Below are 25,832 nucleotides of genomic sequence, written 5' to 3'. Positions count from 1 at the left end.
TGCGTTTCGATCAACCCAAGGAAAAAGCCAATGAAAGCCGTGATCTTTGCTGGTCTTGTCGCCGTTGCTCCCTCCGTTGCGGTGGCCGCGGGCTGTGCGCCCGATGGTGGCGTGGTGGTCGAGAAGGTCGAGACGATGAACCAGATGATGCTGGATCTGGATGTCGCCGGCTTCGTCGCCGCGATCAAGACCGAGATCGGCATCGATCTGGCGGATAGTCTGAACGGACTGCCCGGCATCTATGCCGACGGGTTCGAGGGTTGCTCCACGATTGCGCAGCGCAGCGACCTGGGCGGAATGGTGCAGAACGTCGTGATGTTCAACGGCAAGGCCGGGCCGCTGTACGGCTATTGGCTGGCCGTGCCAAATCCGGATGGGCACCGGGTCATCTCGTTCACGCTGAACACCGACCTGCAGATCGTGATGGAGAACTTGCGCTAAAGGGTTCAGCGCCGTGTCAGGTCCGGAGGGGTTTCCCCGCGGGCGAATCCGGGACGGATGCGGCTGGCGGCGAGCTTGTGATCACAGGTAGAAAATCTGTGATCACAAAGCCGGGAAATCTGCACCTGATAGCGGGAACATGCTGCAATTGCGGCATTCGTGGCGTGACACCGGAGAAATCCGCGCTATTCAGATTACCAAAGACAGCCCGGTGCTGGTCCATGTTAAGCACCGCCAGACGTGAGGACCGATCATGGCAGACGCAAAGCGGGCCGCTCCCGCATCAGGTTCCGGGGCCCGCCCGCTTTCTCCGCACCTGCAGGTCTATCGCATCCAGATGACCTCGGTCAGTTCCATCCTGACCCGGATCACCGGCAGTGCGATGATGGTGGGGGTTATCCTTGGGGTGTGGTGGCTTCTGGCCGCCGCGACCTCGGACGCCTATTTCGCGCGGGCGGATGCGGTGGCGACCAGCTGGTTCGGGGATCTGGTGTTCACCGGATCGCTTTGGGCGGTGTGGTACCACTACCTGGCCGGGCTGCGGCATCTTTACTTCGATTCGGGCAAGGGGCTGGACATCCCGACGGCAGAAAAGCTGGGTTGGGTCTGCATCATCGGATCGGTCGTGCTGACTGTGATCACAATTCTTCTGGTTCAGTGAGGACGCCCCCATGCGCTATTTGACCCCCCGCAAGCGTGCCGAAGGTCGTGGAGCCGCCCATCATGGGGCCGAGCACCACTGGGCGATGACGGTTTCGTCCGTTGGCCTGGCTTTCCTCCTGCCGCTTTGGCTTTACATCTTCGGCAGTGCCCTGGGCGGGACCCGCGAGGCGGTGCTGGAGACGTTCGCGCGACCGCTGCCTGCGATCCTGACCGCGCTGGTGCTGGTCGTGGGGATGCGTCACTTCGCGATGGGCGCGACAACGATGATCGAGGATTATGCCCGGGGAACCAATCGCAAGCTGCTGATCATCTTCGTGATCGCGCTTTCCTGGGTGATCGCCGCGACGGGGCTGTTCGCCCTGGCTCGCATGGCGCTGTGAAGGACCTGATGATGACTGCCTATCCGTACGAGACGCATGAGTATGACGTGGTTGTGGTGGGGGCCGGGGGTGCCGGTCTGCGCGCGACCTTGGGCATGGCCGAGCAGGGCCTCCGGACAGCCTGCGTGACCAAGGTCTTCCCGACCCGGTCGCACACGGTGGCGGCGCAGGGCGGGATTGCCGCCAGCCTGGGTAACATGGGGCCGGACCACTGGCAGTGGCACATGTACGACACCGTGAAGGGGTCGGACTGGCTGGGTGACACCGACGCGATGGAGTACCTCGCGCGGGAGGCTCCGAAGGCGGTTTACGAACTGGAGCATTACGGGGTGCCGTTTTCGCGCACCGAAGAGGGCAAGATCTACCAGCGGCCCTTTGGCGGACATACGACCGAGTTCGGGAACGGCCCGCCGGTGCAGCGCACTTGTGCTGCGGCGGACCGGACGGGGCATGCGATCCTGCATACGCTGTATGGCCAAAGCCTGAAGAACAACGCGGAATTTTACATCGAATACTTCGCGCTGGACCTGATCATCACCGATGGGGCCTGCACCGGGGTTGTGGCCTGGAAACTGGACGATGGCACGATCCATGTCTTCAACGCGAAGATGGTGGTGCTGGCGACCGGCGGCTATGGCCGGGCCTATTTCAGCGCGACCTCGGCGCATACCTGCACCGGGGACGGCGGCGGGATGGTGGCGCGCGCAGGCCTGCCGCTGCAGGACATGGAGTTCGTGCAGTTCCACCCGACGGGGATCTACGGCTCGGGCTGTCTGATCACCGAAGGCGCGCGGGGCGAGGGCGGGTATCTGACCAACTCTGCCGGGGAGCGGTTCATGGAGCGCTATGCGCCGCACTACAAGGACCTCGCGCCGCGGGACTATGTCAGCCGCTGCATGACGATCGAGATTCGCGAAGGCCGGGGCGTGGGGGCCAACGGCGACCACATCCACCTGAACCTGTCGCACCTGCCGCGTGAGGCGCTGGAACTGCGGCTGCCGGGGATCACCGAAAGCGCGCGGATCTTTGCGGGCGTGGACCTGCACAAGGAGCCGATCCCGGTCTTGCCGACGGTCCATTACAACATGGGCGGCATCCCGACGAACTATTGGGGCGAGGTCCTGAACCCGACCGCCGAACGCCCCGATGCGATCTTCCCGGGCCTGATGGCGGTGGGCGAGGCGGGCTGTGCATCGGTGCATGGCGCAAACCGGCTGGGCTCGAACAGCCTGATCGACCTGGTGGTGTTTGGCCGGGCGGCGGCGATCCGGGCGGGGCAGGTGGTGGACCGTGCCTCCAGCGTTCCGGCGACGAACACGGCCGAGGTCGACAAGTCGCTGGGCCGGTTCGACGACCTGCGGAACGCCAAGGGAGCGGTGCCGACGGCAGAGCTGCGGCTGGAGATGCAGAGGACCATGCAGGCCGATGCGGCGGTGTTCCGGGCCGAAGAGACTCTGGCTGCGGGCGAGAAGAAGATGACCGCGATTGCGGGCAAGATGAACGACCTGCACGTCACTGACCGCAGCCTGATCTGGAACAGCGACCTGATGGAGACGCTGGAACTGACCAACCTGATGCCGAACGCGCTGGCGACGATCTACGGGGCGCATGCCCGGACCGAAAGCCGCGGGGCGCATGCGCATGAGGACCATCCGCAGCGCGACGACGTCAACTGGCGCAAGCACTCGCTGGCCTGGGTCGATGGCGACAAGGTCATGCTTGACTACCGGGCGGTCCATACCGAACCTCTGACGACCGAAGCCCAGGGCGGCATCGCATTGGCGAAGATCGCCCCCGCGGAGAGGAAGTTTTGAAGATGTCCCGAGTGCTGGTTCTTGGTAAACATAGCCTTGCCGTGATTGCAGGGCTGGGTCTGTTGGGCGGATGTGTCAGCAGCTACGGCGGATTGACTCAGGAGACCATGCAGGCCTGCATCAGCGAGGCGGGGATCACCGGACCATACTCGGCAAGCTCTACACTGAGAAACGACCGGATGACCTTCATCGTGCGCCCCGGGCCCAATGTCACCGAAGCGCAGTCGCGCATTGCCACCGCCTGTATCGCCCGGACCATCGACGGAGGCCAACCTGGCGTGCCCGCCACCGCATCGCCCGCCGCCGCTTTGCCGAAGTCGAGCCGTCCGGCCTCGGTCACCGGTTCGTCTTGCTCGCGCGGCGGCGGTCTCATGCAGGGAGGAACGGGATATTGCACAAGGTGACAATCAAGCTTCTGCCGTTCTTGGCGGTGCTGCTTCTGACGGCCTGCGACCCCGGTGAACTGGTGGATTCCGCGCTGAAGCGGACGGCGCATTCGGTGGTGTTCCCGGTGGTCAACATCGACATGCCGGCGGAACCTGCCCGGCTGGCCACGAACTGCATCCTGGATGCGGCAAGCCAGGAGGAATTGCAGCTTCTGGCCCGGGACGTGGGTGTCGAGGCGGGCACTGCAACCAAGGCGACGATCCGGCAGATCGCGGTGCGGCCTGCAGCCCAGTCGTGCTTTGCGGCCAGTGGCGTGCCGCCGGTGGTGGGCTGACCGGGCGATGGCAACGGGGGCCGCAGCGGGAGTTTCGGGGAAGGGGCGCGTCAGGTCGGACCTGAAGATCGCCGTCGTCTTCTTCGGCATCACCCGCGCCTTGCGGCTGACCTTGCCGTCGATCACCGGGCAGCTGATCGACCCCGCGCGGGCCATCGCGCGGGAGGTCCGGTTGTTCGGGCATTTCTTTCGGCAGACCGGGATCAGCAATCCGAGGTCCGGGGAAATGGGCGAGTTGGACCCCGAGGAATACCGGCTGCTGAACCTGGACGCGGTTGAGCTGGAGGAGCCGGGGGCCTGTCTGGACCTTTACCCGATGGCCGAGATGCAGGCGTGGGGGGATATCTGGCGGGATGATTTCGCCTCGTTCCGCAATCTGGTGCACCAGCTGCATTCGCTGCAGCGGGCAACCCGGCTGGCCGAGGGGTTTCAACCCGACATCGTGATCTTCGCGCGACCCGATCTGCTGTACCACGATTGCGCGGCCGAGCCTCTGGACCTTTTGGCGCGGGCGCACCGGTCCTTTGTGCTGGTGCCGGACTGGTCGCAGTGGTTCGGCCACAACGACCGTTTCGCTTTGGTCAAGGGGGCCGAAGGCGTGGCGGCCTATGGCAGACGGGCGGAGCGGATGGGAGAGTATTGCGCGCGGGGCAAGCGCCTGCATTCAGAGCGGTTCCTGAAATACGCGCTGGGCGGGCAAAGGGTTCGGACGATGCACATGCGCGCCTCGCGTGTCCGCGCGAACGGTTTGCAGGTGCTGGAGGATTTCACGCCGGGCCGCGGTCCGATGGGCAAGCGCGAACTGGTGGCTCTGGGCACGATCCGGCCCGAGGCGCCCGCGATGGCGCAAAGCGCATGAGGGAGATCGGGATGAAACGGTTTGCACTGATGCTGATGGTCCCCGCGCTACTGGCCGGTTGCGGGCCGATGACCCTGGCCCAGGCGGAACGGCAGTGCTTCGAGCGTGCGCGGCTTGCCAAGCAGCCACGGGGCGAGGTGTCGGTCGGGGCAAGCTCGGACGGGCGGACTGCGGGGGCGTTCGAGCTGAACGTGAGTTCCGATTTCCTGCTGGGTCGCGACCCGGCGGCGGTTTATGAGTCCTGCGTGATGCAGAAGGCTGGCGAGCCGCCAAGCCGCCCGCTGTACATGCGGCCGGACTGGCGATGATCGTGACGGACGACCTTCCCACGCCGGCGCCCAGGCAGGTGCGTTTTGCACAAGCTGCGCTAGGACGCATCCGGCGGCGGAGCATGCGCCAGTACGAGGCGGCGATGGTCACGGGGTTCGCCCGGACCTGCCCGGTCTGCGGCTATGTCGGCGAGTTCGCGCCCTGTGGGTCGCCCCCGCGGCTGGATGGCATGTGTCCGCTTTGCCGGTCGCGCGAAAGGCACCGGCTTTTCAAGCTGTGGATCAACCGGCGGAGCGGCCTTAGCAAGGACATGTCGGTCCTGCATTTCGCGCCCGAGCCCGCGTTCGAGCCGATCCTTCGCGGGATGGCGGGAACCTATGTCACCGCAGACTTCATGCGGACTAAGGTCGACCTCAAGCTGAACATCGAAGCACTGGATCTGGAGGACGCGAGTTTCGACCTGATCATCGCGCATCAGATCCTGGAGCATGTGGACCACCACAAGGCCTTGGCAGAGTGTTTCCGTTGCTTGAAGCCTGGCGGACGTCTGATCGTGACGACTCCGGTCATCGAGACGTGGGAGACCACCTACGAGAATCCGGCGATCCAGTCCCCGCGCGACCGTATTCTGCATTTCGGCCAGAAGGATCACACGCGATACTTCGGGCGCGACGTCAAGGACCACATGCGTCAGGCGGGGTTTGACCTGCTTGAATATGTCGCCGTCGAGCCTGACGTCGCCGCCTATGCCCTGATGCGCGGCGAAACCTTGTACGAATTGACGAAGCCCGCTGATGCGGCCCCCGCAAAGCCCAAGACAAAGACCAGGAAAGGCTGACCTCATGGTCCAGTTCACGCTGCCCAAGAACTCGAAGATCCGCACCGGGAAGACCTGGCCGAAGCCGGAGGGGAAGAACGTCCGCAAGTTCCAGGTCTACCGCTGGAACCCCGATGACGGGGAAAACCCGCGGGTGGACACCTATTTCGTCGACATGGACCAGTGCGGCCCGATGGTCCTGGACGCTCTGATCAAGATCAAGACCGACATCGACCCGACCCTGACCTTCCGCCGGTCGTGCCGGGAAGGCATATGCGGCTCCTGTGCGATGAACATCGACGGGATCAACACGCTGGCCTGCATCTACGGGCTGGACGAGATCAAGGGCGACGTGAAGATCTATCCCCTGCCGCATATGGCGGTGATCAAGGACCTGATCCCGGACCTGACGCATTTTTACGCCCAGCATGCCAGCATCATGCCCTGGCTGGAGACGAAGACGAACCGCCCGGCCAAGGAATGGAAGCAGTCGATCGACGATCGCTCCAAGCTGGACGGGCTTTACGAATGCGTCATGTGTGCCTGCTGTTCGACGTCCTGCCCGTCCTACTGGTGGAACAGTGACCGCTACCTTGGCCCGGCGGCGCTGCTGCATGCCTATCGCTGGATCATCGACAGCCGCGATGAGGCGACGGGGGAGCGGCTGGACGATCTGGAAGACCCGTTCAAGCTGTACCGCTGCCACACGATCATGAACTGCGCCAAGACCTGCCCGAAGGGGCTGAACCCGGCAAAGGCGATTGCCGAGATCAAGAAGATGATGGTCGAGCGGGTTGTCTGATCCTCTGGCCATTCCGGACTTCGGATCGGGTGAGGAATTCGCCCAGCTGATGTCCGGATTGGCGGCAAAGCTGCATGCGAAGAACCGGGTCTGGATGGACGAGTCCGGTTATGCCTGGCACGTGGCGCAGCTTCTGTCTGCCTTGGGCGAGGAGTTTCGGGCGGCGCCGAACGATCCGGCCGTCATCGCCGATTTCGGCGACGCCCACCATAAGGCGCGGCTGGACGATGCGGAGCAGGTCGATGCCCTGCTGGCGCGGCTGCGGGACCGGCTGGTGCGCTGATGCCGCTGTTGTTGCTGGTCCTGGCGGTGTCGGTGTTCCTGTATCTGTGGATCACCCGGCGAAACTCGACGCTGACGCGGAACTGTCGCTGGCGGCTGGACCGCAATGTCGCTCCAGATCACTGGCATTGCGTGGCCTGTGGTGCGGTGGCCCGGGGTCCGGAGCCGAGGGATTGTCTGCGCGGGCCGCGGTAGGCGACGCTCGTCGAGCACTCCTCGCTGTGGTCCTTCCGGGAGTGCACGAAGTGCTTGACGAGGGTTGCAGTGGCGACGGTTTCCGGCAAGCCTTGGCGGCATGAAGCTGGATCATCCCGAACACCCCGCCCCCGCCGATGGCGCTGCCCGCAAGGCCATCCGCCCTGTCATATGCTACCCGGTCGAGGGCCTGCCGCGCCCGGACCTGGCCGCCTACCGCGCCGCGCGGGAGCGGTGGAGCCTGACCTCCGAGGTGCTGGTGCCACCCCGCGAGGCGCGGACCTTCGAGGTGCCGGCGGGCGGGTTTTTCCGGATCGTCAGCGTCGAGGGGCCGCAGGTCGGCGACCTGAACCTCTTTGCGGCCGAGAACCTGGGCGAGCGGTTCTTCAGCGGCAAGACACGGGCGCTGCATGGGACGCACCTTAGCACGGGCGACCGGATGTGGTCCTGCCTGCCCTATCTGCGCCCGATGGCGACGGTGACGGAGGACACTCTGGACTGGTACGGGTTCGATGCTTTCGGCGCCAGCGTTCACGACGTGATCGGCACACGCTGCGATCCCTACACCCACGCGCTTTTGTCGGGGGGCGAGCAGTATCACCACTGCTGCCATTCCAACCTGACGCGCGCCGTTGCCGACCATTGGGGCCTGCCCGCCAAGGCGGCGGAGTTGCATGTGCATGACGTGCTGAACGTCTTCATGTGCACGGGGTTCACGCGGGACACCGGGCAGTATTTCATGAAGGCCAGCCCAGTCCGGCCCGGCGACTACTTGGAGTTCATGGCTGAAATTGACCTTCTGGGTGTGCTTTCGGCCTGTCCGGGGGGCGATTGTTCGGCCGAACATTCGTCCGACGTGGCAGTCTGCCATCCCCTGCTGGTGCAGGTGTTCCAGCCCAAAGCCCCGCCCGTCGGCTGGGCTCCGTCAGGGCCGAACGCTTACGACCGGAGCCACGGTCAGGAGTAGCGTTCCACCGTCTGGGCCTGCAGGTCGTCGTAGCGGTCGCCCCAGGCCCAGCCGACGGGAAGCATGCGGTCGATCTCTTCGCGGTCGTCGTCGGTCAGGTCGATCTCGGTCGCCTTGGCCCAGGCGCGCAGGTGGTCGGGCGTGCGGGTGCCGGGGATCGGCAGGATGTGCGACGCGCGGTCCAGAAGCCAGGCGAGGGCGAGGGCGGAGGGGGTGAAGCCCCTGTCCTGGGCCATCCGGTGGAATGCTTCCAGGATGGCGCGGTTGTGGGGCCAGTTTTCGGGATGGAAGCGCGGGATGCGGCTGCGGAATTCGCCCGGGGCGAAGTTTGCCGGGTCGGCCATCGGCGTGCCGAAGACGCCGCGCGCAAGGGGGGAGAAGGGCACGAAGGCGACGCCAAGCTGGGCGCAGCGCTGGATCAGGCCAAGCTCGGGCGTGCGGGTCCAGAGCGAGTATTCGTTCTGCACCGCCATGACCGGATGGACGGCGTGGCAACGTTCCAAGGTGTAGGGGCCGATTTCGGAAAGGCCGTAGCCCAGGATTTTCCCTTCCTGGACAAAGCGCTGCATGGTGCCCGCCAGATCCTCGGCCGGGATTTGCGGGTCGTGGCGGTGTGCGTAGAAAAGGGTGACGTGATCGACCCCAAGGCGCGTCAGCGAGCCTTCCAGTTCCGCGCGCAGGTATTCAGGTCGGTTGTCGATGCGGCGATTGGGGTCGTCGGTAAACGCGGCCTTGGTGGCGATGTAAGGGCGGTGGCCCGTGTGCTTCAGCCAGGTGCCGATGACGGTTTCGCTGATCCCCTCGCCATATTTGTTTGCGGTGTCGAAAAGGGTGATCCCGGACTCCCAGGCGGCGTCGAGGGTGGCAAGGCTGTCGGCTTCGGTGGTCGGGCCGAAGGTACCGCCGAAGGACAGGCAGCCAAGGCCGATGGCCGATACGAGAGGGCCGTTGGTGCCGAGGTGTCGCTGTTTCATCGCCGTCTCCTGCCTGTTGGCGGCAGAAGACGGGACCGGGCGGGGATGGTCAAGCGGTGACGTAATGGAGGCCCTGGAACCTGGCGCGAAGGGTCTTGGTCCGGGGGGCGACGCTTTCCGGGGCGTTGGAGCGGAGGCCCTCGGCGATCAGGGCGGCGAGGGCGGGGGCGTCGGCGGGGGTCACGCCGCGGCGGACAAGCTCGGGCGTGCCGATGCGTAGGCCGTTCATGTCGCCGGGGACGTCAGCGATGGGAAGGCCGATGCCGCAGGCGAGAAATCCGGCCTTGCGAAGGGTTTTCGAGGCGGCTTGGCCCCCACCGAACGCGGCGGCCTCGATGGCGAACTGGTGCGAGGTGGTGGCTCCGCGGTCGGCGGCGAAGACGGGGAGGCCGAGGGTCGCGAGTTCTGCCGCGAGGGCACGGGCGAGGTCGATCATCGCCCTGGCGTAGGCCGCGCCGTGGTCGCGCCAGTCGAGGAGGGTGTAGGCGAGGGCGGCGGATTTCGCGGCGTCGAAGTTGGCGGTGAGGCCGGGAAAGGCGATGGCGTCCAGACGTTCCGCTATGGTGGCATCGTTGGTGACGATCAGGCCCCCGGCGGGGCCGCCGAGGGATTTGTAGGTCGACATCGTCATCAGATGCGCGCCTTCCTTGAGCGGGTCGGGGAAGGTGCCGCCTGCAATCATTCCGCATTGGTGGGCCGCGTCGAAAAGGACCTTGGCCCCGACCTGATCGGCGATCTTGCGGACCTCGGCCACCGGGTGCGGGAAGAGGTTCAGGCTGCCGCCGACGCTGATGATCTTGGGGCGAACGGCATGGGCAAGGTCTGCGAGGCCTTTCAGATCAAGCGTATAGCCGTCGGCGTCGATGGGGGCGGGGTGGGTCATGAGGCCGTAAAGGCCCGCGCAGCCGGCGCTGTGGTGGGTGACATGGCCGCCGATGGTGCCAGGGGGTGCGATGCTGCTGTCGCCCGGCTTTGTTAGCGCCATGAAGCCGTAGAGGTTGGCCAGCGCGCCGGACCCCACGCGGATTTCGGCGTAATTTGCGTGGAAGATTTCTGCTGCGAGTTCGGCGGCGATGACTTCGATTTCTTCGATGGCTTCCAGCCCCATCTCGTACTTGTCGCCGGGGTAGCCAAGCGAGGGGCGCGAGCCGATGCCGGAGGCCAGCGCGGCTTCGGCCCTTGGGTTCATCACGTTGGTTGCCGGGTTCAGGTTGAAGCAGTCCTGATCGTGGATTTCGCGGTTCCGCGCGATGAGGTGGTCTAGGCGGTTGGCGACCTTGGACGACGCTTGGCCCGCGTCGGTGGCAAGACGCTGGATGTAGGTCTCGCAGGCGGCGGGGACCCAGGGGCGGGAGATGAGGTGGGGCATGGGCGACTCCGATCAGGTCGGGAGAGAAAAGCCGTGCGCACCGCCCGATGCAAGCCGGAAGCGCGGCTCAGTCGGTGACGACCGGCAGGCCGCGGGCGATCCAGCCGGGGCCGGCGGAGGAGCCGAGCATGCCTTCCGACACGTCGAGGACGGAGGTGAATCCCGCCTCGGTCAGAGCGCGGGCCATCCGCGCCGAGCGGCCGCCGCTGGCGCAGATCAGGGCAATCGGTCGGTTGCGGTCCCCGCCGGACAGGGCTGCCAGCGCGTCAAGAAAATCCGGGCTGCGCAGGTCCAGGCGTGTTGCGCCCTTGGCGCTCCCGGTCTCGGCCCACTCCTCGGGCTGGCGGATGTCGATGAGGAGGAGATCTCCGGCCTCGGCCCGCTTGAAGGCGGTTTCGGCGTCGAGGCTCGTTTCGGCCATCGCGGTGCCGGGGCGGAACGCAAGCGCCGCGATGGTCACGAGCAGAGAGCGGCGCGAAGGCATCAGGCGAAGGCGGCCTTGAGCGCGATCTCGATCATCGCGCCGAAGCTGCGTTCGCGTTGGTCCGACGGCAGGGCTTCGCCGGTCGTGATGTGGTCAGAGACGGTCAGGATCGCAAGCGCGCGGGCGCCGTGGCGGGCGGCGAGGGTGTAGAGCTCGGCGGCCTCCATCTCGACCCCGAGGCAGCCGTGGCGGAGCAGCTGCTCTGACAGGTCGGGGCGTTCGTCGTAAAAGGTGTCCGAGGAGTAGATGCCACCGACATGGACGGGGGTGCCGTCGGCGGTGGCGGCGGCGTAGGCCTTGGACAGAAGGCCGAAATCGGCGCAGGGAGCGAAGTTCAGCTCTTTGAAGATCGACCGCGAGGGCGAGCCGAGGGTGGAGCAGGTCTGCGCCAGAATCACGTCGCGGACCTTGACGTGGGTGGGCAGGGCGCCAGCGGAGCCGACGCGGATCAGCGTCTTGGCACCGTAGTCGCGGACAAGCTCGTTGGCGTAGATCGACAGGGAGGGCATCCCCATGCCCGAGCCGTGGATGGTGACGCGGTGGCCGTTCCAGGTGCCGGTGTAGCCGAGCATCCCCCGGACCTCGTTCACCAGGACCGGGTCCTTGAGGTAGGTCTGCGCGGCCCAGCGGGCGCGGTAGGGGTCACCGGGCAGAAGCACGGTTTCGGCGATGTCGCCCGGCTTGGCGCCAATGTGAACGGTCATGTCAGCTTTCCCTCGGCCCGGGGTCATGTCCCCGTGGTTTTTCTGCGTCCGTCGTCGCCCGCGGACGCGCCATTAATGCGGTGCCGCAGTTGATGCGGCAAGAGCGGAAAAATCGGATAGGCGGAGGGCCGAGGCATGGTATCCGGAGGACAGGCAAGGAAGGGGCCCCAGGCTTGGACTATGACATCACGCTGATTGCCGGCCACCGCGAGGCCCTGCTGGAGCGGACGCTGGAGTCCTTTGCCAGGGATGTCTTTCCGAACTTTCCTGTCCGCCGGTTTATTGCCAATCTGGACCCCTTCATGGGCGACCGGGCCGAGGGGGACCGCTGCGAGGCGCTGATCCGGCGGCATTTCCCCGATGCGCTGATCTTCAGGCCGGAGACGCCTGACTTTGCCTCTGCCGTTATCCGGGCGTGGTCGGCGACCACGGCCCCGCGCGTGCTGCATCTGGAGGATGACTGGCTGGCGCTGGAGCCGCTTGGACCGGACCGGATCGAGCCGCTGTTCGAGCCAGACGTGGGCGCGGTGACCTTCATGTGCCTGACCAAGCACACGCGGGGGCTGGCCTACCAGACCTCGCGCCGGGTGGTGAAGCAAGGGCGGCGGATCGTCGAGGATACCCTGGTCAACGCCTTTTCCACGTCGCCCGGGGTGTTCGAGGGCAATTTTCTGCGCGAGGCAGCGCGGCGGATGAGGCCGGGGCTGGACCCGGAAAAGCAGTTCTTCCGGCAGATCAACCCGGAGCTGGAGGCGCATGCCCTGCCGAGGCGCTGCATCTTCCTGCGCGGGACGACGCGGCGCGAGTTGATCGTCGACATCGGGCGCGAGGCCCGGGCGGCGCAGGGGCTCGTCAAGCTGTATGAGAACGGCGCGTCGGTCTGGCGGCAGGCCGAGCCCGCACCGCCAGAGGCGCCAGAAACATGATCAGGCCGCGTAGGTCCTAAGGTCGGCGAAGGCTTCGCGGTTGCCGCAGAAGGTCGCCTCGGAGGTCTGGCCCTGGCTGCCCTTGGCCAGAAACTTCGCGCAAGCGGTACGGTCGGTACAGTGGCCGCAGGTCGACAGGATCTCGACCCAGAGGCCATGATCGCGCTTCAGCTCGGCTTCGGAGAGGCCGAAGATGGCACCCATCGCGGTTACACGCTGGTCGATGTCCCGGGGCATGCGCAGGAAGTCCAGAACCTGGTCGCGGGTCATGCCAAGGTCGTCGAGATCACGGTCGGAAAGCGCGTTGACCTCCTGCATCTCGTGCAGGCGATGGATGAGGGCGCGGATACGGTCGAACATTGGGGACTCCAGACGGCTGTGTGGCCTTCTGGATAGGGCCGGGCGGGCGGTATCGCCTTGATTTGCATCAAGGGCTAGCCATGGCGGAATGGCGGACGGACCAAGGTGCCTTTTGGGCCGCGACCGGTGCTGGGTCGGCCAGGGCCACGAGGTCCAGCATGATGCGGTTCAACTGGAAATCCTTGGGTGTGTAGACTTGCGCCACGCCCATCGCCTTCAGCGTCTTCGCATCGTCGTCCGGAATGATGCCGCCGACGACGAGAGGTTGGGTGAGGCCCGCCTTCTGCATCAGATCGAGGGTTTCGCGGATCAGGGGGATGTGACTGCCGGAGAGAATGGAAAGACCGATAACGTCGGGCTGTTTCTCGGTCGCGGCGGTGACGATTTCCTGCGGCGTCAGACGGATGCCGTCATAGGTGATCTCGATCCCGCAGTCGCGGGCACGGGTGGCGATCTGCTCGGCCCCGTTCGAGTGGCCGTCGAGGCCGGGCTTGCCCAGGAGAAGGCGCAGCGGGTGGCCAAGCTTTGTGGCGACGGCGGCGACGGCGTCGCGGACGGGTTCAAGGCCTTCGGTGCGGTTGGACGGGTTCTGGCTGACGCCGGTCGGGGCGCGGTATTCGCCGTAAAGCGCGCGCATGGCGCCGGCCCATTCGCCGGTGGTCACGCCGGCTTTGGCGCAGAGGATTGAGGCGGGCATGATGTTCTCGCCGGACTGGGCGGCCTGCCGCAGCGCGGCAAGGGCTTCGGCCACGCGATGTGCGTCGCGCTGCTTGCGCCAGCGGGCGAGGCGTTCGCATTGGTCGGCTTCGGCCTGCGGATCGGCCTGCATGATCGCGCCCTCGCCGGTCGCAAGGGGGGAAGGTTCGGTGGTGGTGAACTTGTTGACGCCCACGACGGTGGTGGCACCGGTTTCGATCCGGGCCAGCCGTTCGGCGTTGGCTTCGACGAGACGGCCCTTCATGTAGGCGATGGCGGCGACGGCCCCGCCCATCGCGTCGATCTGCGCGAGTTCTTCCAGGGCCTGGGACTTGAGTTCGGCGACCTTTCGGTCGATGGCGGGGTTGCCGTCGAAGAGGTCGTCGTATTCCAGAAGATCGGTCTCGTAGGCCAGGATCTGCTGCATGCGAAGCGACCATTGCTGGTCGAAGGGGCGCGGAAGGCCGAGGGCTTCGTTCCAGGCGGGAAGCTGCACGGCGCGGGCGCGGGCGTTCTTCGACAGGGTCACGGCCAGCATCTCGATCAGGATGCGGTAGACGTTGTTTTCCGGCTGCTGTTCGGTGAGCCCAAGGGAGTTGACCTGGACGCCATAGCGGAAGCGGCGGAACTTGGGGTCGGTGATGCCGTAGCGGGTCTCCAGCAGCTCGTCCCAAAGCGCGGTGAAGGCGCGCATCTTGCAAAGCTCGGTCACGAAGCGGATGCCGGCGTTTACAAAAAACGACATTCTGCCGGCCATTGCGGGGAAATCCGCGGCGAGGACTTTCACTTTTAAATCATCGAGCACCGCGCAGGCGGTGGCGAGGGCGAAGGCCAGTTCCTGCTCTGGCGTGGCCCCTGCTTCCTGCAGGTGGTAGCTGCAGACGTTCATCGGGTTCCATTTGGGCAGGTGCTTGCCGGTGTAGGCCGCGACGTCCGTGATCAGGCGGAGCGAGGGCTGCGGCGGCAGGATGTAGGTGCCGCGCGAGAGGTATTCCTTGATGATGTCGTTCTGCACGGTGCCCTGCAGCGCGGCGATGTCGGCGCCCTGTTCTTCTGCCACCGCGATGTAGAGGGCCAGAAGCCAGGGAGCCGTGGCGTTGATCGTCATCGAGGTGTTCATCTGGTCCAGCGGGATGTCCTGGAACAGGGCCCGCATGTCGCCAAGGTGGGCGACGGGGACGCCGACCTTGCCGACCTCACCCCGGCTGCGGGGATCATCGCTGTCGTAGCCGGTCTGGGTCGGCAGGTCGAAGGCAACGGAAAGACCGGTCTGACCTTTGGCCAGGTTGCCCCGATAAAGCGCGTTCGAGGCCGAAGCGGTGGAGTGGCCGGCGTAGGTGCGGAAGAGCCAGGGTTTCTCGGACATGGGGCCTCGCGTGCGGTTCTGGCGGGTAATTTTATTGCGCTCAGGATGGGATACGAGAAAGATCATGCCGATGTCAATCGCTGCGGTGCGGCGTCGCTCTTCGTGCGCCTTCGGCTTCTCGTCGCGGGGACGGACCTTTCGAGGAGTGACGAAGTCATCGACGAGGTTTCCGCTTTCGGGCAGGGTGGGCGCATGTTCGGCACCGTCGCGGTTCCCATCTGGTTGCTGGTCCTGATCCTTGGCTTCGCCGCGATCAGCTTCGCCACGCATTTCCTGTTCCCCTCGGTACGCTGGTTCTTCCGCCGCAGGGCAGAGCGGGCGCTGACGCGGCTGAACGCGCGGCTGGACCGCAAGATCGACCTTTTCAAGCTGGCGCAGAGGTCGGACATGGTGGCGCGGCTGGCCTACGACCAGAGGGTCGTGGAAGCCGCGATGCAGCAGGCGGCCGAGACCGGAGTGCCGGCCGAGGTGACGTTCGAGGAGGCGCGGCGCTATGCCCGCGAGATCGTTCCGGGGTTTTCCGCCACGGTGTACTTCGGCTTTGGCACGCGCGCGGCGAAGTGGCTTAGCCGCCTGTTGTTCCGGGTCCGGGTCGGCAAGGTGGACCAGGCCCTGCGGCAGATCGATCCGAAAGCGGCGGTGGTGTTTGTCATGAACCACCGGTCGAACCTGGATTACGTGCTGGTCACCTGGCTGGTCGCGGACAGGTCGGCGGTCAGTTACGCGGTCGGCGAATGGGCGCGGATCTGGCCCCTGAGCGCGCTGATCCGGTCGATGGGCGCCTATTTCATCCGGCGCGGCAGCCGCAACGCGCTGTATCGCAAGGTGCTGGCGCGCTACGTGCAGATGGCGACCGAGGAGGGAACGACGCAGGCGATTTTCCCCGAGGGAGGACTGAGCCTGGACGGGCGTGTCGGGCCGCCAAAGCTGGGGCTGATCAGTTATATCGTCGAAGGTTGGGCACCCGACGCTCGCGATGTGGTGTTTGTCCCGGTGGGGCTTGGCTATGACCGCGTGCTGGAGGACCGGGTGCTGGTCGAGGCGGCGGCGGCGGGGACGCGACGGTTTCGCAACCGGCCCTTCCAGGTCGCGGTAAATGCAGTGCGCTTCCTCTGGGCGCGGTTCCGGGGGCGCACGAAGGGCTTCGGGACGGCGGCGGCGGGTTTTGGCGCACCGGTGTCCTTGCGGGCGCATCTGGCCTCGGGCGGGACTGTCGAGGGGCTGGGCGACCGGCTGATGGCAGCGATCGCGGCGGTCGTACCGGTGCTGCCGGTGCCGCTGGTGGCCCGCGCATTGGGGGACGGGGCAGCCAGCCGGGAAGAGCTTGACCTGCGGGTGAAGGCGTTGATCCGGCAGCTGCAAGCGGCCGGTGCGGTGCTGAAATTGCCACCGATGGGCGGCGCCTCGGTGCTGGACGAGGGGCTGGAACCCTTGATCCGGCGCGGGCTGGTATCGGCGGACCTGAAGCCGGTGCCTGCCGAGCGGGCGCTCTTGGATTTCTACGCGGCCTCGGTGCCGGATGTCGGCGTTGCTGCGCCGCCGCAGACATAAAATTTCAAGAATACCCAATCATACTATTGCAAAGTTGCGCGCAAGACTGTCATCTGCCCCTAAGGGCGCGGCGATTCTGCGGCGCGGCATCTGACTGGAGGCAGTGGTGGCTTTGGATACGCAAAACGCACCCGTGATCTACGACGCACCGAAAAAGGACCTGTACGAGCTGGGCGAGATGCCGCCCCTGGGGCATGTGCCCAAGCAGATGTACGCCTGGACCATCCGGCGCGAGCGGCATGGCGCCCCGGAAAGCGCGATGCTGCAGGAGGTGGTCGACACCTGGTCCATCGACAGCAACGAGGTGCTGGTGATGGTGATGGCTGCGGGCGTCAATTACAACGGCGTCTGGGCCGCTTTGGGCGAGCCGATCTCGGTTTTCGACGGCCACAAGCAGCCCTATGCGGTGCTGGGCTCGGACGCCGCAGGGATCGTCTGGGCGGTGGGCGACAAGGTCAAGCGCTGGAAGGTCGGGGACGAGGTGGTGATCCACTGCAACCAGGACGACGGCGACGACGAGGAATGCAACGGGGGCGATCCGATGTTCTCGCCCTCTCAGCGGATCTGGGGCTACGAGACGCATGACGGGTCTTTCGCGCAGTTCACGCGGGTGCAGTCACAGCAGCTGATGCCTCGGCCAAAGCACCTGACCTGGGAGGAATCGGCCTGCTACACGCTGACGCTTGCCACCGCCTACCGGATGCTTTTCGGGCATGAACCTCATGACCTGAAGCCCGGGCAAAACGTGCTGGTCTGGGGGGCCTCGGGCGGCCTTGGGTCCTATGCGATCCAGCTGATCAACACGGCGGGAGCGAATGCGATCGGGGTCATCAGTGACGAATCGAAGCGCGATTTTGTCATGGCTCTGGGCGCGAAGGGTGTCATCAACCGCAACGAGTTCAAGTGCTGGGGGCAGCTCCCTAGGGTCAACACCCCGGAATACAACGACTGGCTCAAGGAAGCACGGCGCTTCGGCAAGGCGATCTGGGACATTACAGGCAAGGGCGTATCGGTGGACATGGTCTTCGAGCATCCGGGCGAGGCGACGTTTCCCGTCTCCAGCCTGGTGGTGAAGAAGGGCGGCATGGTGGTGATCTGCGCCGGGACGACGGGGTTCAACTGCACCTTCGACGTCCGCTACATGTGGATGCACCAGAAGCGCCTGCAGGGCAGCCACTTTGCGCATCTGAAGCAAGCGGCCGCCGCCAACAAGCTGATGGTCGAGCGCCGACTGGACCCCTGCATGTCCGAGGTCTTCCCTTGGGCCGAGATCCCGCGGGCCCATACGCTGATGTGGAAGAACCAGCACAAGCCCGGGAACATGGCGGTTCTGGTGCAGGCGCCTCGCACCGGTCTTCGGACGCTGGAGGACACGTTAGAGGCGAGCAAAGCGAGTTGAAGTCAACCTTTAACAACGAATTCACCCTTCGCCCGGATATCTGTGCTTAAGTGAGTCGCAGTGGGCTCTGTTGTCTGCTGCAGGCAACGGAGACCCAAGGCGGCACAGGTTTCTGGCCGAGGGATTGCATGCGCCACGACTGGGTCTTCGACGTTCTGTCGGATCTTCTTACCTACGCGACCCAGAACGGTTTGCCCCGGCTGGCGGCCAAGGTGTCCGAAACCATCGACGAGGCGCGCAGCGAGATTGCTGCCGCGGGCGAGAGTCCGGAAGAGCCGCCGCAATCGCCAGCGCCGAAACGGCGACGCATGCACTGACCCTACCGCTTGGGGCTCGCTGCGGTTATGATCGCAGGATGCAGTCAACCGCGCTGACCTTTTCCGACGATCAGGCCGAGGCCTATGACCGACTTGCCGCCGCATTCCTGGGGGCGGGGATCGACCTTGTCGAGGGCGAGCTTTCGCCGATGGCGGAAGGTCGGACCTCGGTCTTGGCCGTGGTGGGCAAGGCGGGTTCTGGCAAGACCATGCTGCTGGCGCAGCTTTACCGCGGTATGAAGGCGGCCGGGGTCGACATCGTTTCGGGCGATTACGAGGGCAAGAAGCGCAAGGACCGTCGGACGCTTGCGATCCTGGCACCGACAAACAAGGCGGCTTCGGTGCTGCGTCTGCGGGGTGTCCCGGCGACGACGATCCACCGGATCCTGTACACGCCGGTCTATGACCCGGAATTCGAGAAGATCGCCGAATGGCTGGCGGGTACGGGGACACGCCCGGTGGTGGACAGTCTGGCCATTCCAGGAATGACCGAGATCGCGCTGGATCGCGCGCATGCGTTCTACCAACAGGTCGCATCAATTCCGGGTGCGCTGGCGGCGGCCGGGTTGAAGGGCAGTGACTTCATCAAGGGCTGGAAGCGGCGGGAGGAGCCGCTGGATGTGGGGTTCGTGGACGAATCCTCGATGCTGGACGAGCGTCAGTTCGAGGACCTGAAGGAAATCTTCCCGACGCTGGTCCTGTTCGGCGACCCTGCACAGTTGGCTCCTGTCGGCCTGTCCGGCGAGATGGTCTTCGACAAGCTGCCCGAGACGCGGCGGTTGGTACTGAGCCGCATTCACCGGCAGACCCAGGACAACCCGATTCTGGACTTGGCGCATGCGCTGGGCGACGAGCGGCTGGGCTTCGCGGACTTCGAGGCCCTGGTGCAGGAAAAGGCGCGGGTCGATGGACGGGTGGTGGTGGCAGAGCGCGTCGAGGCGGCCCTGATGGCGCGGTCGCCGGTGCTTGTCTGGCGCAATGCGACGCGGGTTAGGCTGATCCAGGCCTTCCGCAACGCATATGGCGCGCCCGAGGATGCACTGCTGCCGGGCGAGCCCTTGATCTGCGACGGAATCGAGCTGCCCCTGAAGCACCGCAAGAAGCGCATCGACCTGGAGGCGCGGGGGCTGATCAAGGGCGCTCAGGTGATCTACCTGGGCGACGGGACCCGTGACGGGTTTGCCCGGCTGCACGTTGTCGGGGCCGAGGAGCCTCAGGTCAGCGCGGCATCGATCATAAAGATCGAGAAGCCGGACGAGGAGGAGCCGTTCATTCCCCACGCCGCCCGGATGGGGGCGACGTTCCTGCACGGGGCGGCGGTGACGATCCACAAGGCGCAAGGGTCGCAGTGGGAAGAGGTCCAGGTCTTTGCGCCCGATCTGCAGGCGGCCGCCTTTTCGGGACGGTCCGAGGCTGGGGTGCCCTTGTGGAAGCGTCTGGCCTATGTGGCGATCACCCGGGCGCAGACGCGGCTGTATTGGGTGGTGCGCAACCGGCTGGCACGGCCGACGGAGCCATTGTCCATCGACGACTTGAAGCGCGCGCCCGCGCCCCTGGCCCTGGGCGAGGAGTGAGGCTTTTCCTTCCCCGCCGGGCGGGGTAGGATTCGTGCCAAGCAAGGAGGCCCTGATGGCTTTGGTTTTCGTCCAGTTCCGCTGCACCCCTGGTCAGACCTACGAGGTGGCCAATGCGATATGGGACCGCGAGGTGGTGAGCGAGCTTTACTCGACCAGCGGCGATTATGACCTGATCGCCAAGGTCTATATCCCCGAGGATGCGGATACCGGGCACTACCTGTCGTCGAAGCTGTTCGATATTCCGGGCATTCAGCGGACACTGACGACGATGACCTTCAAGGCGTTCTGAGGTTGGACGCCCCGGGGCGCTGCGCCGGACCCCGGGATACTTGCGCAAAGATGAAAGGTCAGAGCCAGGCGCTGCGCCCGGTGCCCACCGCCATAGCGACATTGGCATAACCGTCGCGGGCAAGAAGCGCGTCAAGGCCGTGGGCCACATCGGGCACCATCGCAAGGCCCTGGTAGACCATCGCCGTGTAAAGCTGCACCGCCGAGGCGCCGGCGCGGATTTTCTGGTAGGCTTCTTCGGCGGAACTGACGCCGCCCACTCCGACCAGGGGCATGAGACCTTGGGTCAGGCGGGAGAGTTGCGCCAGCACGCGCGTGGACTTTTCAAACAAAGGTACGCCAGAAAGACCGCCGCTTTCCGAACGGCTTGCAGAATTCAAACCTTCGCGCGACAGCGTGGTGTTCGTGGCGATGATACCGGAAAGTTGCGCATTCAGTGCGACCTCGACGATATCCTCAAGCTCGGCCGGGGAGAGATCGGGGGCGATCTTCAGGAAGACCGGTATCGGTCGGGCCAGTCCGGCCCGGGCTTCCATCACGCGGCGCAGAAGCTCGGTCAGGGCGGCGGTGCCCTGCAGGTCCCGCAGACGTTCGGTGTTGGGCGAGCTGACGTTGACCGTGGCGAAGTCGACATGCGCGCCGCAATGGGCAAGCACCGTGCCGAAATCAGCGGCGCGGTTCTGCGCCGTCTTGTTGGCACCGAGGTTCAGCCCGACGGGGACCGGTCCCCGGACGCGGGCGGCGAGGCGGGCGCCGACTGCAGTCATTCCCTGGTTGTTGAAGCCGAAGCGGTTGATCGCGGCGCGGTCCTCGGTCAGGCGGAAGAGGCGCGGCTTGTCATTGCCCGGCTGGGGAAGCGGGGTTGCGGCACCGACCTCGATGAACCCGAAGCCTGCTCTGGAAAGCGGGGCCACGGCCTCGGCGTTCTTGTCGTAGCCGGCGGCCAGGCCCACGGGGTTCAGCAGCGGCATCCCGGCGAGGGTGGTGTGCAGGCGGGGCAGATCGACCGGGCCCGACAGCGGGACAAGACCCGCACGGAGGGCCAGCAGCGACAGACCATGCGCCCGTTCGGGATCGAAGCGGTGAAGCAGGGTCAGGCCCAGCCGCTCGACGATCGTCACCAGAGCCCCTCGGGGAAGATGTGGCCGGTGGCACCAAGGGGGAGGGACTTGTCCCAGATGACATCAGCGATCCGCAAGGGTCGGTAGAGGTGCGGGAAAAGCTGGCCGCCGCGCGAAGGCTCCCATTTCAGCTGGGGGCCCAGCTTGTCGGGGTCGAAGGCAACAAGGACAAGGTCGCTTTCGGTGGCGAACCACTTGGCGGCGGTTTCGGCAACCTGGGCAGCGGTGGAGAAATGGATGTAGCCGTCGGCGAGGTCGACGGGCGCGCCACGAGTCTCGCCGGCAGCGCGGAAGGCATCCCATTCGGAGCGACGGAAGATCTTGAGGATCAGCATGACGCGCGAATAGCGAAGCTTGACGGGTCTGGCAATGGTCCGCCGCGACTGGCTGGTATCAGGAAGGAAAAGACACGGCGCGGGGAACGCGCCGTGTCGGTTGTCAGGTCGGTTGGTGAGGCCGGTTACTTGGTCTTGCTCTGGCCCTGGCCGCCGCCTTGGCCGCCGCCGGTGTCGCCACCGCCCTGGCTGGAGCCGCCACCTTGGTCGCCGCCCTGCGAGCCGCCGGTGTCACCGCCGCCTTGGCTGGAGCCGCCGCCTTGGCCGCCGCCCTGCGAGCCGCCGGTGTCACCGCCGCCTTGGCTGGAGCCGCCACTCTGGCCGCCACCCTGCGAGCCGCCGGTGTCACCGCCGCCCTGGCTGGAGCCGCCACCCTGGCCGCCGCCCTGCGAGCCGCCGGTGTCGCCACCGCCCTGGCTGGAGCCGCCACCCTGGCCGCCGCCTTGCGAGCTGCCGGTGTCACCGCCGCCTTGGCTGCCACTCTGGGAACCGCCGGTGTCGCCGCCGCCTTGGCTGGGGTTGCTCGAGTCAACGCCGCCAACATCGTTTCCGTGGCCGTTGTCGTCATGGTCGGTCTGGCCGCCACCCTGCGGGCCGTTGCCGGGGTTGCTGGAGTCGATGCCGCCGTCGTCATTGCCGTGACCGTTGTTGCCGTCATCCACCGGGGTGGGTTCCGGCTGCGGCGTGGGGGTCGGTACCGGCTCGGGTGCCACGACGGGAGGCGTGGGCACCGGCAGCGGATCGACGACCGGCGGGGTGGGTTCCGGTTCAGTGCCGTTCTTCGGACCGTTGCCGGGGTTGCTGGAGTCGATGCCGCCCTCGTCGTCGCCGTGGCCGTTGTTGCCGTCATCCACCGGGGTGGGTTCCGGCTGCGGCGTGGGGGTCGGTACCGGCTCGGGTTCCACGACGGGAGGCGTGGGCACCGGCAGTGGATCGATGACCGGCGGAGTGGGTTCCGGGTCCGAATTGGTGACCGGCGGCGTCGACTCGGGCTCGGGCTTCACGACCGGTGGCAGGGCTTCCGGCGGGAGTTCCGCGATGACTTCCGGCGGTTCCGCCTCGGCCTTCGGCGGGGTGAGCCACTTGCCCGCGCCGTCAGATTTGGCTGCCCCAAGCGAGCATCCGGGCATTGTTCGCTTGAAGACCTCTAGGTTTCGGATTTCGCGAAACTCGCACTCAACGACAGTTTTCGTGTCCGCACTGGCAACCGGGGCAATCGTTACGAAAGCGCATGCAAGCAGGAGGGGTCTCATTTTTTATGCCTTTCGAAAGCTTCCGCTATCCTTTTGCGCGCTTGACATGTTTCCGGCGGGACGAATTCACGGTTAACGAAAGATGAATTTGTGTCCAAAGTGAGAGGCACTCACCACAGGTTGTATCGTGGCCGAATCATGGCAAGTGTCTGCGCGCCGGCCGCTGTGCCTTTGACAGCGGCCCGGCCTTGGGCGCAGTCTTGGGGTCCAACCCGTCACAGGAGACTCGCGATGCGCATGATTTCGAGACTGGCAATTGCCGCCGCCCTGGTTGCGACGACCGCCGAAGCAGAGACCGTCAAGCTGACCCTTCTTGGCGTCGGCGACGTCTACAACTTCGAGGAAGAAGACGGCCGTGGCGGCTTTGCGCGGCTGAACGCGGTGGCCAAGGCGGAACGGGCGGCCAACCCGAACACGCTGTACCTGTTCAACGGGGACATGCTGTCACCCTCGCTGGCGTCGGGCTTCGACAAGGGCCAGAATACCATCGATTTCACCAACCTGGTGCCCTTCGACCTGGCGGTGCCGGGGAACCATGAGTTCGACTTCGGGCCGGAGAATTTCATCGAGAAGATGAAGGCATCGAAGTACCCCTGGGCGGCGATCAACATCACGAACGGCGACGGGTCGGCCATCGAGGGGCTGGGCGGTGTCATGGTGAAGGAGGTCGGCGGTCTGAAGGTCGCGCTGATCCCGGTGGCGCAGGATACCTCGCCCGAGGTCAGTTCGACCGGCAGCCTGAAGTTCCTGTCGACGGTCGAGACGGGGGTTGCCGCGGCCGAGAAGGCGCGGGAGGAGGGCGCGGATATCGTCGTCGGGGTCGTGCAGACCAACATGGAGAACGACCGGGCGCTGATGGCCAGCGGGGCCTTCGACGTGATCTTGTCGGGAGACGACCATTCCTATGCCACGGCCTATGACGGGCGGACGGCCTATGTCGAAACCTCGATCGACGGACAGTTCCTGTCGCCGGTGGATCTGACGGTCGAGGTCGAGACGGCCGAAGACGGCAAGCGCGAGATCAGTTGGGTCCCGGCGTTCCGCTTCATCGACACCGCCGCAGTGACGCCGGACCCGGAGTCGGTGGCGATGGCGGACAAGCTGCGGGCGACGATGGACGAGAACCTGAATGTCGAGATCGGCACGGTCGAAGGGCCGCTGGACAGCCGCCGGAACGTGGTGCGCGCCGAGGAATCGACGATGGGCAACCTGATCACCGACGCGTTGCGCGACGCGACGGGGGCCGATATCGCGATCATGAACGGCGGCGGCATCCGGGGCGACACGACCTATGAGGCGGGGCGCAAGCTGACGCGGCGGGACATCCTGACCGAGCTGCCCTTCGGGAATACCACGGTGGTGACGGAACTGCCGGGGTCCCAGGTGCTGCTGGCGCTGGAGAACGGGGTCAGCCAGGTCGAGAAGGGGGCGGGGCGGTTTGCCCAGGTCTCGGGGGTGACATTCGCATATGACGCGTCGGCTCCGGCGGGATCGCGGGTCAGCGAGGTCATGGTCGGTGGCGCCCCGCTGGAGGCGGACAAGCTCTACAAGGTGGCGGTCAATGACTACATCGTCGGTGGTGGCGACGGTTTTGACGCGCTGGGCGGGGGGCGCATCCTGACCGATGGACCGACCGGCCAGCTCGTGGCCAATGACGTGATGGCCTATGTCGAAAAGCTGGGCACGGTGAACATCGCCGTCGAGGGGCGGATCAAGAAGCTGGGCCAGTAGGCGCGAGGGAGTTGTGCGCAGGCGCCGTCACTCCTGTCATGAGAGAGGCGGCGTCAACCCGCGAGGTCAGGGCTGGCGGACCGAATGCAGGGCCAGGTCGCGGCCTTCGTCGTCCTTGAAGAATGCCATCCATTCTTCGGCGCCGTCGGGATGCCTGTGAATCATGTGCGGTGTGCCGGTCAACTGGGCGCCCCGTTGTCCAAGAGCGGCGTGGGTGCCGACGATGTCCTGCGTGGGCAGGTATAGCAGGTCGGCCTCATTGCGGGTGCCGGTCTCGCGCAGCATCAGGCGGGTGGGGCCAAGGTCGAAGAAAGCGAGGCCGGGAAAGCTGTAAAGCTCGGTCAGGCCCAGCGTGTCGCGCCAGAAGCGTCGGGCGCGGTCAAGATTTTCGACCCGGCGGGCGATCTGGCTGGGTGGGCCTGCAAGCATGGGCACCTCCGGTCTGCGATCGTATACTGAACGAAGTCGTGGCGGGTTGCACCCCCGCTGTGGTGGGATAGGTTGCAGCCATGTGCGGTCGCTTCACCATCACCCACCCGAACGAGGCGCTGGCCGCCCTGTTCGACGCCGTGCAGGGCAATGACCTGCCGCCGGTTCCCAACTACAACGTCTGCCCGACGAACACGGTGGCCGTGGTGACGTCGGATAGCGGGGTGCGGCGATTGCGCGCGATGCGCTGGGGGTTCCTGCCGTATTGGTACAAGGCTCCCAACGACGGCCCCCTGATCATCAACGCCCGGTCCGACACCGTTGCGACCAAACCTGCCTTCCGCGAGGCCATCCGGTCGCGGCGCTGCATCGTCCCGGCTTCCGGCTTCTATGAATGGAACGAGGGGGAGAAGGGTGCGCGACTGCCCTGGTACTTCACCCGCCTGGATGGCGAACCAATCGCTTTGGCCGGAGTCTGGCAGCACTGGGGCGAGATGGACACCGTGGCGATCGTCTCGACCGAGGCGGGGCCGGGCATGGGCGAGATCCACCACCGCGAGCCGGTCGTGCTGGAAAAGTCGGACTGGCCGCTGTGGCTTGGCGAGGGCGGGCATGGGGCTGCGGTGCTGATGAAGGCATCGGAGGCAGGGGTAATGAGCAGACCCTTCCGCGTCGGCGTTGCAGTGAATTCGAACAAAGCCTCGGGGCCCGAACTGATCGCCCCGGCCGAGGCCTGACGCC

The 25,832-nt window shown here is 65.8% G+C and carries 31 protein-coding genes; 20 read left to right on the top strand and 11 right to left on the bottom strand.

The window, feature by feature from the left end:
- Positions 1-30: 30 nt before the first annotated feature.
- From Q0C42_RS13480 to sdhA, 4 genes are all read left to right on the top strand, one after another.
- Positions 31-441 (top strand): hypothetical protein, encoded by a 411-nt coding sequence (locus Q0C42_RS13480; RefSeq protein WP_295076729.1) that lies wholly within the window; start codon positions 31-33, stop codon positions 439-441.
- Positions 442-694: 253 nt separating this feature from the next.
- Entirely contained in the window at positions 695-1,102 is a 408-nt protein-coding gene (gene sdhC / locus Q0C42_RS13475) for a succinate dehydrogenase, cytochrome b556 subunit (protein ID WP_295076727.1), read from the top strand.
- A 10-nt stretch (positions 1,103-1,112) separates the two neighbouring features.
- Positions 1,113-1,484, top strand: coding sequence for a succinate dehydrogenase, hydrophobic membrane anchor protein (locus Q0C42_RS13470; protein WP_295076724.1), 372 nt, complete (start codon positions 1,113-1,115; stop codon positions 1,482-1,484).
- 11 nt (positions 1,485-1,495) lie between these two features.
- Positions 1,496-3,298 (top strand): succinate dehydrogenase flavoprotein subunit, encoded by a 1,803-nt coding sequence (sdhA, locus tag Q0C42_RS13465; protein ID WP_295076721.1) that lies wholly within the window; start codon positions 1,496-1,498, stop codon positions 3,296-3,298.
- A gap of 97 nt (positions 3,299-3,395) precedes the next feature.
- On the opposite strand, the gene Q0C42_RS13460 is transcribed toward sdhA, so the two are convergent.
- Complete coding sequence (locus tag Q0C42_RS13460) at positions 3,396-3,671, bottom strand: hypothetical protein (RefSeq protein ID WP_295076719.1); 276 nt, start codon at positions 3,669-3,671, stop codon at positions 3,396-3,398.
- A gap of 27 nt (positions 3,672-3,698) precedes the next feature.
- Between Q0C42_RS13460 and Q0C42_RS13455 the strand changes: the two genes are divergently transcribed.
- The 8 genes from Q0C42_RS13455 (at position 3,699) to Q0C42_RS13420 (ending at position 8,211) form a co-directional block, all read left to right on the top strand.
- Entirely contained in the window at positions 3,699-4,019 is a 321-nt protein-coding gene (locus Q0C42_RS13455; RefSeq protein ID WP_295076717.1) for a hypothetical protein, read from the top strand.
- Positions 4,020-4,026: 7 nt separating this feature from the next.
- The gene (locus Q0C42_RS13450) at positions 4,027-4,878 is read left to right on the top strand and encodes a hypothetical protein (RefSeq protein WP_295076715.1); all 852 of its coding nucleotides are present in this window, start codon (positions 4,027-4,029) and stop codon (positions 4,876-4,878) included.
- 11 nt (positions 4,879-4,889) lie between these two features.
- Entirely contained in the window at positions 4,890-5,186 is a 297-nt protein-coding gene (locus Q0C42_RS13445; RefSeq protein ID WP_295076713.1) for a hypothetical protein, read from the top strand.
- Positions 5,187-5,269: 83 nt separating this feature from the next.
- Positions 5,270-5,986 (top strand): class I SAM-dependent methyltransferase, encoded by a 717-nt coding sequence (locus Q0C42_RS13440; protein ID WP_295076710.1) that lies wholly within the window; start codon positions 5,270-5,272, stop codon positions 5,984-5,986.
- 4 nt (positions 5,987-5,990) lie between these two features.
- Positions 5,991-6,767 carry a succinate dehydrogenase iron-sulfur subunit gene (locus Q0C42_RS13435; RefSeq protein WP_295076707.1) on the top strand — a complete coding sequence of 259 codons (777 nt, stop codon included), beginning with the start codon at positions 5,991-5,993 and terminating at the stop codon, positions 6,765-6,767.
- Positions 6,760-7,050: a hypothetical protein gene (locus Q0C42_RS13430; RefSeq protein WP_295076704.1), complete on the top strand. Its 291-nt coding sequence runs from the start codon at positions 6,760-6,762 to the stop codon at positions 7,048-7,050. Before Q0C42_RS13435 ends, Q0C42_RS13430 begins: the two co-directional genes overlap by 8 nt.
- A complete protein-coding gene (locus tag Q0C42_RS13425) occupies positions 7,050-7,244 on the top strand; it encodes a hypothetical protein (RefSeq protein WP_295076701.1) in 195 nt (64 codons plus the stop codon). Before Q0C42_RS13430 ends, Q0C42_RS13425 begins: the two co-directional genes overlap by 1 nt.
- A gap of 100 nt (positions 7,245-7,344) precedes the next feature.
- Positions 7,345-8,211, top strand: a complete 867-nt coding sequence (locus Q0C42_RS13420) for a DUF1989 domain-containing protein (RefSeq protein WP_295076698.1) — start codon at positions 7,345-7,347, stop codon at positions 8,209-8,211.
- Here the strand turns inward: Q0C42_RS13420 and Q0C42_RS13415 are convergent.
- The 4 genes from Q0C42_RS13415 to deoD all read right to left on the bottom strand — a co-directional run bounded on the left by Q0C42_RS13415 (position 8,202) and on the right by deoD (position 11,742).
- Positions 8,202-9,185, bottom strand: coding sequence for an aldo/keto reductase (locus tag Q0C42_RS13415; protein ID WP_295076695.1), 984 nt, complete (start codon positions 9,183-9,185; stop codon positions 8,202-8,204). The two genes, Q0C42_RS13420 and Q0C42_RS13415, sit on opposite strands and share 10 nt — an antisense overlap.
- A gap of 49 nt (positions 9,186-9,234) precedes the next feature.
- A complete protein-coding gene (glyA, locus tag Q0C42_RS13410; protein ID WP_295076690.1) occupies positions 9,235-10,554 on the bottom strand; it encodes an aminotransferase class I/II-fold pyridoxal phosphate-dependent enzyme in 1,320 nt (439 codons plus the stop codon).
- A 67-nt stretch (positions 10,555-10,621) separates the two neighbouring features.
- Positions 10,622-11,038 (bottom strand): rhodanese-like domain-containing protein, encoded by a 417-nt coding sequence (locus Q0C42_RS13405; RefSeq protein ID WP_295076687.1) that lies wholly within the window; start codon positions 11,036-11,038, stop codon positions 10,622-10,624.
- A complete protein-coding gene (gene deoD, locus Q0C42_RS13400; RefSeq protein ID WP_295076685.1) occupies positions 11,038-11,742 on the bottom strand; it encodes a purine-nucleoside phosphorylase in 705 nt (234 codons plus the stop codon). The genes Q0C42_RS13405 and deoD overlap by 1 nt, the downstream gene beginning before the upstream one ends.
- 173 nt (positions 11,743-11,915) lie before the next feature.
- On the opposite strand from deoD, the gene Q0C42_RS13395 reads away from it, so the two are divergent.
- Positions 11,916-12,668 carry a hypothetical protein gene (locus Q0C42_RS13395; protein ID WP_295076682.1) on the top strand — a complete coding sequence of 251 codons (753 nt, stop codon included), beginning with the start codon at positions 11,916-11,918 and terminating at the stop codon, positions 12,666-12,668.
- Here Q0C42_RS13395 and Q0C42_RS13390 read toward each other — a convergent pair whose 3' ends face one another.
- Together Q0C42_RS13390 and Q0C42_RS13385 are read right to left on the bottom strand one after the other, a co-directional pair.
- Positions 12,669-13,028, bottom strand: a complete 360-nt coding sequence (locus tag Q0C42_RS13390) for a DUF6455 family protein (protein WP_295076679.1) — start codon at positions 13,026-13,028, stop codon at positions 12,669-12,671.
- Positions 13,029-13,095: 67 nt separating this feature from the next.
- The gene (locus Q0C42_RS13385; RefSeq protein ID WP_295076676.1) at positions 13,096-15,090 is read right to left on the bottom strand and encodes a protein meaA; all 1,995 of its coding nucleotides are present in this window, start codon (positions 15,088-15,090) and stop codon (positions 13,096-13,098) included.
- Positions 15,091-15,135: 45 nt separating this feature from the next.
- Between Q0C42_RS13385 and Q0C42_RS13380 the strand changes: the two genes are divergently transcribed.
- The 5 genes from Q0C42_RS13380 to Q0C42_RS13360 all read left to right on the top strand — a co-directional run bounded on the left by Q0C42_RS13380 (position 15,136) and on the right by Q0C42_RS13360 (position 20,223).
- Entirely contained in the window at positions 15,136-16,641 is a 1,506-nt protein-coding gene (locus Q0C42_RS13380) for a 1-acyl-sn-glycerol-3-phosphate acyltransferase (protein ID WP_367115739.1), read from the top strand.
- 106 nt (positions 16,642-16,747) lie between these two features.
- Complete coding sequence (gene ccrA / locus Q0C42_RS13375) at positions 16,748-18,040, top strand: crotonyl-CoA carboxylase/reductase (protein WP_295076673.1); 1,293 nt, start codon at positions 16,748-16,750, stop codon at positions 18,038-18,040.
- 128 nt (positions 18,041-18,168) lie between these two features.
- The gene (locus Q0C42_RS13370) at positions 18,169-18,357 is read left to right on the top strand and encodes a hypothetical protein (protein ID WP_295076670.1); all 189 of its coding nucleotides are present in this window, start codon (positions 18,169-18,171) and stop codon (positions 18,355-18,357) included.
- Between the two features lie 38 nt (positions 18,358-18,395).
- Positions 18,396-19,931 carry an AAA family ATPase gene (locus tag Q0C42_RS13365; protein WP_295076667.1) on the top strand — a complete coding sequence of 512 codons (1,536 nt, stop codon included), beginning with the start codon at positions 18,396-18,398 and terminating at the stop codon, positions 19,929-19,931.
- Positions 19,932-19,986: 55 nt separating this feature from the next.
- The gene (locus tag Q0C42_RS13360; protein WP_295076664.1) at positions 19,987-20,223 is read left to right on the top strand and encodes an Lrp/AsnC ligand binding domain-containing protein; all 237 of its coding nucleotides are present in this window, start codon (positions 19,987-19,989) and stop codon (positions 20,221-20,223) included.
- A gap of 58 nt (positions 20,224-20,281) precedes the next feature.
- On the opposite strand, the gene Q0C42_RS13355 is transcribed toward Q0C42_RS13360, so the two are convergent.
- The 3 genes from Q0C42_RS13355 to Q0C42_RS13345 all read right to left on the bottom strand — a co-directional run bounded on the left by Q0C42_RS13355 (position 20,282) and on the right by Q0C42_RS13345 (position 22,808).
- On the bottom strand, positions 20,282-21,343 hold the full coding sequence (locus tag Q0C42_RS13355; RefSeq protein WP_295076661.1) for a quinone-dependent dihydroorotate dehydrogenase: 1,062 nt from the start codon (positions 21,341-21,343) through the stop codon (positions 20,282-20,284).
- Complete coding sequence (locus tag Q0C42_RS13350) at positions 21,340-21,678, bottom strand: DUF952 domain-containing protein (protein ID WP_295076659.1); 339 nt, start codon at positions 21,676-21,678, stop codon at positions 21,340-21,342. The genes Q0C42_RS13355 and Q0C42_RS13350 overlap by 4 nt, the downstream gene beginning before the upstream one ends.
- A gap of 125 nt (positions 21,679-21,803) precedes the next feature.
- A complete protein-coding gene (locus Q0C42_RS13345; protein ID WP_295076657.1) occupies positions 21,804-22,808 on the bottom strand; it encodes a hypothetical protein in 1,005 nt (334 codons plus the stop codon).
- 354 nt (positions 22,809-23,162) lie between these two features.
- Here Q0C42_RS13345 and Q0C42_RS13340 point away from each other — a divergent pair, with 354 nt between their 5' ends.
- Positions 23,163-24,662: a bifunctional UDP-sugar hydrolase/5'-nucleotidase gene (locus Q0C42_RS13340; protein ID WP_295076654.1), complete on the top strand. Its 1,500-nt coding sequence runs from the start codon at positions 23,163-23,165 to the stop codon at positions 24,660-24,662.
- 66 nt (positions 24,663-24,728) lie between these two features.
- Here the strand turns inward: Q0C42_RS13340 and Q0C42_RS13335 are convergent, their stop codons facing one another.
- The gene (locus Q0C42_RS13335; RefSeq protein WP_295076651.1) at positions 24,729-25,091 is read right to left on the bottom strand and encodes a VOC family protein; all 363 of its coding nucleotides are present in this window, start codon (positions 25,089-25,091) and stop codon (positions 24,729-24,731) included.
- An 80-nt stretch (positions 25,092-25,171) separates the two neighbouring features.
- On the opposite strand from Q0C42_RS13335, the gene Q0C42_RS13330 reads away from it, so the two are divergent.
- Positions 25,172-25,828: an SOS response-associated peptidase gene (locus tag Q0C42_RS13330; RefSeq protein WP_295076648.1), complete on the top strand. Its 657-nt coding sequence runs from the start codon at positions 25,172-25,174 to the stop codon at positions 25,826-25,828.
- Positions 25,829-25,832 lie beyond the last annotated feature (4 nt).

Origin of the sequence: Tabrizicola sp., from assembly GCF_022842145.1 — a bacterium.
Taxonomy (GTDB): domain Bacteria; phylum Pseudomonadota; class Alphaproteobacteria; order Rhodobacterales; family Rhodobacteraceae; genus Tabrizicola.
Note: the sequence above shows the minus strand (reverse complement) of the source record. Positions and strands in the feature narration are given on the sequence as shown.